This window comes from Archangium sp. (assembly GCF_036389735.1).
Lineage (GTDB): Bacteria > Myxococcota > Myxococcia > Myxococcales > Myxococcaceae > Archangium.
The window spans coordinates 1-8,707 of the sequence record NZ_DASVWK010000945.1 but is presented as its reverse complement, the minus strand read 5'-3'; the positions used below and the strand labels follow the sequence as shown (position 1 = coordinate 8,707).

At 68.9% G+C, this 8,707-nt stretch carries 8 protein-coding genes; 5 read left to right on the top strand and 3 right to left on the bottom strand.

Translation table 11 applies throughout. The features are described 5' to 3' along the window. Positions 1 to 1,232 (top strand): hypothetical protein (locus tag VF794_RS33665; RefSeq protein WP_331117217.1); only part of this gene is annotated, 1,232 nt, incomplete at its 5' end. A 172-nt stretch (positions 1,233 to 1,404) separates the two neighbouring features. Here VF794_RS33665 and VF794_RS33660 read toward each other — a convergent pair. Next, positions 1,405 to 2,553, bottom strand: coding sequence for an NAD(P)/FAD-dependent oxidoreductase (locus VF794_RS33660; protein ID WP_331117216.1), 1,149 nt, complete (start codon positions 2,551 to 2,553; stop codon positions 1,405 to 1,407). Positions 2,554 to 2,607: 54 nt separating this feature from the next. Continuing rightward, positions 2,608 to 3,501: an AraC family transcriptional regulator gene (locus VF794_RS33655; RefSeq protein WP_331117215.1), complete on the bottom strand. Its 894-nt coding sequence runs from the start codon at positions 3,499 to 3,501 to the stop codon at positions 2,608 to 2,610. Positions 3,502 to 3,640: 139 nt separating this feature from the next. Between VF794_RS33655 and VF794_RS33650 the strand changes: the two genes are divergently transcribed. Beyond that, positions 3,641 to 4,372, top strand: a complete 732-nt coding sequence (locus tag VF794_RS33650) for a class I SAM-dependent methyltransferase (protein WP_331117214.1) — start codon at positions 3,641 to 3,643, stop codon at positions 4,370 to 4,372. A 12-nt stretch (positions 4,373 to 4,384) separates the two neighbouring features. Here VF794_RS33650 and VF794_RS33645 read toward each other — a convergent pair whose 3' ends face one another. Next, positions 4,385 to 5,248 carry a DUF7452 domain-containing protein gene (locus tag VF794_RS33645; protein WP_331117213.1) on the bottom strand — a complete coding sequence of 288 codons (864 nt, stop codon included), beginning with the start codon at positions 5,246 to 5,248 and terminating at the stop codon, positions 4,385 to 4,387. Positions 5,249 to 5,395: 147 nt separating this feature from the next. Between VF794_RS33645 and VF794_RS33640 the strand changes: the two genes are divergently transcribed. From VF794_RS33640 to VF794_RS33630, 3 genes are all read left to right on the top strand, one after another. Further along, positions 5,396 to 6,352, top strand: a complete 957-nt coding sequence (locus VF794_RS33640; protein WP_331117212.1) for an alpha/beta hydrolase — start codon at positions 5,396 to 5,398, stop codon at positions 6,350 to 6,352. 85 nt (positions 6,353 to 6,437) lie between these two features. Further along, positions 6,438 to 7,658 (top strand): adventurous gliding motility lipoprotein CglB, encoded by a 1,221-nt coding sequence (gene cglB / locus VF794_RS33635; protein WP_331117211.1) that lies wholly within the window; start codon positions 6,438 to 6,440, stop codon positions 7,656 to 7,658. Positions 7,659 to 7,834: 176 nt separating this feature from the next. Further along, positions 7,835 to 8,614: a hypothetical protein gene (locus tag VF794_RS33630; RefSeq protein ID WP_331117210.1), complete on the top strand. Its 780-nt coding sequence runs from the start codon at positions 7,835 to 7,837 to the stop codon at positions 8,612 to 8,614. Positions 8,615 to 8,707: the final 93 nt, after the last annotated feature.

Sequence of the window (8,707 nt, the reverse complement as noted above, 5' to 3'; positions counted from 1 at the left end):
ACGTGCGCCCGGTGGGGGGGGCGAGCTTCGGGCGTTCCGTGGCGGTGGACGGGAAGGGCAACACGTTCGTCTCCCTCGCGTATGAGGGCAATGGCCTGGACCTCGGGGGCGGGGCGCTGGTCGGGGACGCCGGCGTCGCGGTGGCGAAGTACGCGCCGGACGGCAAGCACCTCTGGTCCAGGGGGTTCCCCACGCTCCTGGGCACGCGGCCCACGGTGTCCGCGATGACGGTGGACGTCGCGGGCAACGTCTATATCGCCGGGGAGCACCGCGAGCCCTCGCTGGACCTCGGGGGCGAGCCGGTGCCGGCGGGCATCTTCCTGGCGAAGTACGCGCCGGACGGCACGCACCTGTGGTCTCGCTCCACGAAGCTGCCGGGCGTGAAGCTGCTGCCCCCGAGTGCCCTCGCGGTGGACGAGCGCCGGGGCCACCTGGTGGCGGCGGTGAACTTCCTGGATCCGGGCCAGCCCCTGGGCGCCGCGCTCATCGGCCGGGCACTGGTGGGGGATGGGCAGGTGTTCTCGCTCAAGCCGGTGGCGACGTGGGGCCGGCTGTCGGTGACGGGGCTCGCGTTGGACTGGTCCGGCAACCTCGCGGTGGTGGGCTTCTTCGAGGGCGAGGTGGACCTCGGGGGAGGCCCCTTGCGCACGGTGCTGCCGCGCAGCCCGTTCATCGCCCGCTTCAACCCCGAGGTGCGCCACCTGTGGTCGCGGGGCCTGGAGGGAGCGGAAGGAGCGGCGCTGGGGGTGGCGGTGGCGTCCTCGCGCATCCTCGTGGTGGGCGAGTACTCGGGGAGCTTCACCTTCCGGGGCAAGCGCCAGCCGGCGGAGGGCCGGGACGGCTTCATCGCCGCCTATGCCACGAGTGGCGGGGAGCTGTGGGTGCGCCACTTCGCGGAGAGCGCCCGGGCGGTGGGGGTGGACGCGGACGACCGGATGGTGGTGGTGGGCCAGTACCGGCCGGGAGACTGCGCCGGAGGGTCGAAGCTGCCCTCGCGGGCGGGCGGCACTCCGGACAACCACCTCTTCGTGGCGAAGCTCTACCGGGGCTCGGGGGGCCACGAGTGGTCGCGGGGCGTCTTCTCGGACGGCGTGCTGCGCGCGGGGAGCCTGACGTCCTCGCGCTCGGGCGAGGCGGTGCTCGTCTCCGACCTCGAGGGCACGGTCAACCTGGGCACCGGCCCGGTGAGCGGCGCCCCGGGCTCCGCCGTCCTGCTGCGGCTCTCCCGGTAGCTGCAGGCGTTCTACCTGTGGCCCTGCATCATCATCATCATCCTGCTCTAGCTCCGACGGAAGGAGCCCGGGCCTCCAGGGCCTGAAGTCGCCAGGGGCCGTCTCCCGATAGGGGGGCGGCCCTTTGTCTTGCTGCGAGGCGCGGGCCGCAACGGGAGCGGCTTGGCGAGCGTTACGGCTTGGGCTTGGGCAGGAACTTGTCGACAAGGCGCAAGCCCATGTTTCGAGCGGTTGTCGACACAGCTCCCCGCGAGTGGAACAACCGGGCCGCCATTCTCGAGCGCATCACCGCATCTCGGTTCCTCTTGACCGCCGCCCTTTCATACTCAGCCAGGGCTCCAGTCTCTCCATGGCTCAGTCTCCTCAATGCCACGGCGAGTTCCAGGGCATCCACCATGGCCATGTTTGCTCCTTGGCCCTGGAAGGGGCTCATGGGGTGCGCGGCATCCCCCATCAGGACGACACCTGGGTGCACGTGGGTGCGCAGCGGATTCCGGTCGTAGTACCCGCGGACGACCACGCTGCTGGGAGACGTGCTTGCCATCAGGGTGGGGATTGGCTCGTGCCATGTCTGGGTGCGTTCGCGCGCCCAGTCCTTCAGCGCCTGCCCATCCAGGGCGTCCAACGCTTTCTCCCCGGCATGTGCACAGAAAGACCAGATGGTCTTCCCCTCGTCCGAGAAGCGTTGCACGAAGATGGACGCTCCCTTCCCCAGCGTCATGAAGGCACCGGCGGCCAGGAGCGGGTGTTCAACCTCGCTCCCAGTGGCGCCTCCAACGGCCTGCAGACCGAGGTAGTGGAGTTCATCCCCCACCACCACTTTCCGGAGGGCCGAACGCACCCCATCCGCCGCGACCACAAGCCCTGCCTCTACGGGCTCCTGGTCTTCGAATTCAACCAACCACGAGGAACCCCGCCGTGACACACCGGTGCAGCGAGCTCCCCAGGTGAGCCACTCCGCTGGCACCGCTTCCAGCAGTCGCGTCCGGAGCCTGTCCCTCGGCACCCCCAGGGTGTACTCGGGGGACGAGGGGTCCGCACGCAGGTGCAGGATGTCCTTTCCTTCGGGGGTGAGGAACGTGAAATCAATCGCGGGCCGACCGACCGCCCGGATGTCCTCGTAAAGACCCAGGGTTCGCAGGACCTTCAGGCCAGTGCTCTCCTTGAGGGAAAGGGCGTAACCCTGCTGGCGCGCGGTGATGCCCAGGTCGCGCTCGTAGATGCGCGCCGAGATTCCCTCGCGGTGCAGCGCCGCGGCGAGCGTCAGCCCTCCGATTCCAGCACCTACAATTACAACGTTCATGCGTTCCCCCAGGGCCATGGAAGCCCCGTCCTGACTCTCCGGGTTTTATTTCAGACCCGGGCCCATTCATCCCTATTCCCCGCCGACAGTGGCCTGGCGCCTCCAGGCCGCTGGGGTGACGCCGTGGAGGCGCCGGAACTGGCGGATGAAGTGGGTCGCGTCCGCGTACCCCACGCGCTCGGCGATGATGTCCACCCGCTCGTCCGTGCCCCGCAGGCGCCGCCGCGCCTCGGCCATGCGGTACTCCAGGATCCACTCTCCCACCGTGCGGCCCGTCTCCTGGCGCACCACGGACGCGACATGGGGGCTGGAGCGCTCGAGCGCGCGGGCCACGCTCGCGAGCGACAGCGGCTCGAGGTAGTGCGCTTCGATATGGGTGAGTGCCTGACGGGCCAGACTCGAGCCCGGTGGCTCGGGGACGAGGGGAGGGGTGGCGATCCGTTCCAATTCCACGAGGATGAGCCGCAGCAGTGCCGCGCAGGCTTCCTGCTGGCCCCGCTCCTCCTGGTGAAGCTCCTCCTCGAGGAGTTTCATCCATCCTTCCAGGCGCTTGCGCTGGGCGGCCGAGGGCTTCAACACCGGGTGGCATCCGCTCCTCACGCGCAGGAGGGGACCGAGCTTCAGGCCTCGCTCACCGCCCCAGGCCTCGTCGGATGGAAAGGCCTCGGGGTGGAAGGCGAGCACCCACCCCTCCACGTCCTCGAAGTGGGACGTGCCGTGAGGATCTCCCGGGGGGATGAGGTGCACATCCCCCGCGTTCAGGACCTGCTGTCCCGCGTGCCGCACCTTCGACCGACCGCGGGTGATGAGCACGATGACGGCGAAAGCGTGGGTGACGAGCCCTCGGCTCGGAGTGTGCTGGCCCGGGCGGTAGCGTTCCACCCAGACGGGGAGCTGGTGGTGCTCGAACGCCACCCGCGACAGCGCCAGGCACTTGGGCTCCTCGGGAACTCGGTGTGAAGGCATGGTCACCGTCCTCAGGTTCATGGGGGATGACCGAAATCCCCGCCGATCCGGCCACAATCCCCGCACTTCCGCGGCTTCGGCTCCGCGCTCATCCTCTGGCCATATCGCCCGCCTCGCGCGAGCCGCTGGAGGACACCTCATGGCCCACGAACACCCCGCCCCCTCTGCCCACCACCTCGTGTCGGGCTTCGGCGCCGACCGCGCCGCCCACTATGACACCCAGGTGTCCGTCAACCTCGCCGGCGCCCATGCCGCGTACGAGCTCGGCGTCAGCGCGCTGACCGCTCAGCTCGACGGCCAGGACACGGCATCGCTGCTCTTCGTGGGATTGGGCACGGGCGCGGAGTTGGTTCCCTACACCCGCTTCGACGTGCCGGGCTGGCGCTTCACGGGCGTGGAGCCCTCCGACGCCATGCTCGTCGTCGCCCGGAAGCGCCTGGAAGCCGAGGGGCTGCTCCCCCGGACGCACCTGCACGTCGGAGAGCTGCACACCCTGCCCCCCGGGCCCCCGTTCGACGGAGCGCAGATGATGGGGGTGCTCCACCATGTGGAGGGAGAGGAGGCCCGGCTCTCCCTGCTGCGCGAGGTGACCCGGCGGCTCAAGCCCGGAGCGCCCCTCGTCCTGGGCTGCCGCGTCGGCGAGGACCTCGAACTGTCGAACGTGGAGCTGCGGCGGTTGCGGGCGTATGGCATCCCACCGGACGCGCTGGAGCATCGGCGCCAGGCCCTGGCGACGATGCGGCCCATCGAGTCCGAGGCCGCCCTGTTCGCGATGTTCGCCCAGACCGGGCTGGTGGCGCCGCGTCCGCTCTTCGTCTCGCTGCAGTTCAAGGTCTTCCTGGCGCGCTTCGAGCCCGGGACCGCGGGCTGAGCCACCCCCTGCTCACCACGGGACGTTGAGCACCCAGACGTTGAAGGAGGCCCCCGGCGGCATGGCCCCGAAGTCCTGGTTGAAGATGGCCCACCGGCCGCTCGCGGTGTCGTACCAGGTCCCGAGGTTGTGATTGTTGTACACCCCCGCGGAGCCTGGCGGGTTCCAGTTCGCCGTCACGAACAGGGTCGACGTCTGGTTGCCGTTGCACTGGGCGTTGTTGATGAAGGTGACGTGGCTCGAGGTGTTGGCCGCCGTCGCCGTCTGGACGAACGAGTCTTGCAGGTAGACCACGTTGAAGGAGGCCCCCTCCGGCATGGCCGCGAAGTCCTGGTTGAAGATGGCCCACCGGCCCCGCACCGCGTCGTACCAGACTCCCACCGGGTGACTGTTGTAGGTGCCCCCCACTCCCCCGGGGTTCCAGTTGGCCGTCACGTAGACGAAGGCATTCGGCTGCCCGTTGGCATATGGGTTGTCCAGCCAGGTCATGTGGCCCGAGATGTTGGCCGCCGCCGCCCGGTGGACGACGTTGTTGCTCGAGGCGTTCCCATCCGACACCGAGAACGCCGCCCCCACCGGCATGGTGGCGTGGTCCTGGTTGAAGATGGCCCACCGGCCCCGCGCCGCGTCGTACCAGACGCCGATCGGGTGGTTGTTGTACACGCCGCTCGCGCCGGTTGGATTGTATACCGGGGTGACCAGCAGCAGCCGGTTCGGGTTGCCGTTGGCGTAATACACGTCCAGGTACGTCGAGTTCCCAGAGGTGTTGGCCGCCGTGGCCACGTGGGTCTGCCACGCCGAGGCAAGCCCCGGCCACAGCAGCAGGCCACACACCCACATGACCAGCGACATCTTCCCGCTTCGAGCAGCGCTCATCCAAACCCCCAGGAAAACCAGATTAGACCGCCATTGAAGCACACCTGGATTTTTCTTTCCAGCCTTCGGGGTCCTTGCCTCTGACGCGCCGTCTGACACCCTGGGCCGCGCATGAATACCTCCGTGCTTCGTTTCTTCCGTGGAACCTTGACGCTCTGGATTGTCTGTCTGGGATTGCAGACCGGGTGCGGCCACTCCCGGCCCGTCACGGCGGAGGTCCCCCGCTTGAGGGAGGGCGAGGCCCATGCCTCCCTCAATGGCATCCGCCACTGGTACCGCGTCGCGGGCGCGGAGCGGCGCACCACCCCTCTCGTCATCGTTCATGGAGGGCCGGGCGGCCACGTCTACAACTTCGAGCGCACCATCGGCCCCGAGCTCGAGAAGTTCACCACGGTCGTCTATTACGAGCAGCGGGGGAGCGGACGCTCGATGGCCCCGGCCTCGAAGGAGGATTACTCCATCCCCCTGCTGGTGGCGGACCTGGACGCCCTCCGCCAGGAGCTCGGGGTGGCGCGCATCTCGCTGCTGGGCTTCTCCTTTGGCTCCGAGCTGGCGCTGGAGTACGCGCTGGCCCACCGGGAAGCGGTGGAGCGGCTGATCCTCCAGGCTCCGCCGATGGGTCCTCCCGAGCGGCAGGATCTCATCCAGCTCTACGGCTTCGAGTCGGTCAGCACGGGCGCGCTGAATCAGGACATCCGCTCCATCCTCCGGGAGCCGTTGAGCGCGCAGGAGCGGCTCGCGAAGGTGTGGTCACGGGCCGACTCCGCCACCGTCGACAGGTTCTTGTTCGAGGATCCGGAGGCGGCCCGGCGCAACCGGGAGATGTGGAAGCAGAGCGGGCTGGTCAACACGGGGGACATGGCCCGGGCGCTCGTCGCTCAGCGCAACCCCGAGCCGCTCGCCCTGCGGGTCCGGGGGCTCGATGTCCCGGCCCTGGTGCTGGTGGGCCTCCAGGACCGGAACGTCGGAGTGGATCCGGCCAGGGACCTGGCACGGGTGATGCCGCACGCGCGGCTCGTCCTCTTCGAGCGGAGCGCGCACTTCCCGGACATGGAGGAGCCCGGGAAGTACGCCGCGGCGGTGCGGCGGTTCCTCTCGCCGTAGCGCGTGGAGGGAACATGAGTCCGTTCCACCCATTGGAACGGGAGGGCGGGTCAACCCTATGCTCGCACGCATGAATGGAACGACCGTGTCTCGTCTCGTCCGTGCGCTGGCATTGTGTCTCCTCGTTGGAGGAGGGCTCTCCACCGGCTGTCTGCTGGTTCCGCCGGAAAAGACTCCGGACGCGAACATGACGGTGCTCGCGCGGGTGGAGGTGATGAACCGCAAGCCGGACTTGATGTTGATGGTGGACACGTCCGGCTCCATGACGTTTCCGATCAATCCATCACTCCCGGCCTGCAGGCTCGACAACGGTGAGGTGTGTGGTGTGACCACGCCCTGCGATACGTCCCGTTGCCCCACGCGCTGGTACGCGGTGCAGGCGGCGATGAACACCTTCCTCTCCCAGAACGCCACGCGGGCACGCCTGGGGCTCGTCACCTACCCGAGTGCCGTGACTGACTCCTGCGGCCCCAGTACCAGCCTTCGCGTCGGGTTGCCCACCACGGAGGATGACGCGACGCTGGTGGCCAAGGCCTCGGAGGTGAACGCCGCCATCCAGAGCATCCCCAACAACGGGCACAACATGCCCCAGGGGGGGACCCCCACGGGCCCGGGCCTCCGTTTCTTGAGCTCCATCCCAGGCCTGCAGACGGCCGAGCGCGACGACTTCGTGCTGCTGCTGACGGATGGTCTGCCCAACTGCAACCCCGACAATCCGAATGCCTATCCGAGCACCCGGTGCTACTGCACGCTGGACAACCCCGAGTTCTGTAAATACGCCCCGTACGACACCCTGGGCTGCCTGGACGACGCAACCTCGGTCAGCGCCGTCCAGGCACTGAGGAGCCAGGGCATTCGCACCATCGTGGTGGGCTTTGGTGCGGAAGCCGCGGCCTTCCAGGCACAAGTCGTGTTCAATAACATCGCCTCCGCGGGTGGCTTCGAGCGCCAGTGCCAACAGGATTCGGACTGCGGCGTGGGTGACACGTGTGACGTCGCCTCGCACCTCTGCAGGCGCCGATTCTATGCGGCCAACAGCGGCGCCGAGCTCACCTCGGCGCTTCAGTTGATTGGCGGGAAGCTGGCGAAGGACTCCTGCCTCGTCCAGCTCGAGGACTCGGGCGGCTCCCCTCCGCGGGAGTCGCTCCAGGTCTCCGTGGACGGGACGGTGATGGAGCCGGGCCCGGAGACGTGGAGCCTGACGAGCGAGGGGGTGCGCTTCACCGGCATGGCGTGCCAGCGGCTCAATGCGGCCACGTCGACGGCGCCAGTCATCGTCGAGGTGCGCGCGCCCCTCCAGCCCTGAACAGGGAAGGGTGTCAGACAATTCGTAGGAGACGAGGTGTCGGAACGAATCCTTCGACACCTTCCCCGGGAGTAGGCCCTCACCTGACGAACCGGGTACCTCCTGGAAGTCGGGTGCGGTCCATGCGAACACCAGCTCCGGCCACCAGCATGAGGGGAGGCCAGGGAGGAGCACGCATGGACGAGGAGAAGAAGTCCGAGGCGAGCTGTGAGGAACCGGAGCGGTTGGGGCCGTACGTGATTCAGGAGCAGGTGCAGCAGTCCCATGACAGCCAGGAGGGGCTCTATCTGGCCACGAACGAGACGAGCGGAGCCACGGCCCTGGTGCGCAAGCACGCCCCCGAGGAGAGGGCGGCAGCGCGCAAGGACTGGCGGGTGTTCCTCGGCTCCTGGGCTTCACGGGGCTACTCGGCCCTGGAAGTGGAGCACACCGACTGGGCCAGGGCCCAGGACAGGCAGTCGGCGGAGTCGCTGCTGCCCACGTTGGAAGGTGTGCTCGAGGAAGCGCGGCGCATGGCCCACGCCGTGTCCGCCCCCCCCGAGCCCCGCCTCCGGTGTCGTCTGGGATGGGGCGTGGCGAGTGCCGCCACGGTGTGCGCCCTGTTCCTCGCGCTGGTGCGTCTGGCCCCCCTGCCCCAACCCGCGAGCGCCCCGCCCGCGTTCATCAGCCATGAGGAGCTCACGGCGGGCGAAAATCCGGACACACCCACCCATGGCGGGCTCGTGGACACCGCGGACGCGGGGCAATCCGTCCTCGCCCGTCCGCTGCCGCGCGAGCCCTTCAAGGGGCAGAAGCGCCCTCCCTGCACTCGCTACGCCGAGGTCGAGTTGGTCGGTGCCTGCTGGTTGCCTCACGAGCTCAAGGCCCCGTGCCCGGACGTGCTCTACGAGCACCAGGGAAAGTGCTACTCGCCCGCCTTCAGCGCGAAGCCGCCGCCCTCGTCGCTCGGGCAGTGAGGAGCGCGGGCGCTCGCCGGCCGCGCTTGTAGACGTCTACAAGCGCGGCCGGCGAGCGCCCGCGCTCCTCACTGCCCGAGCGACGAGGGCGGC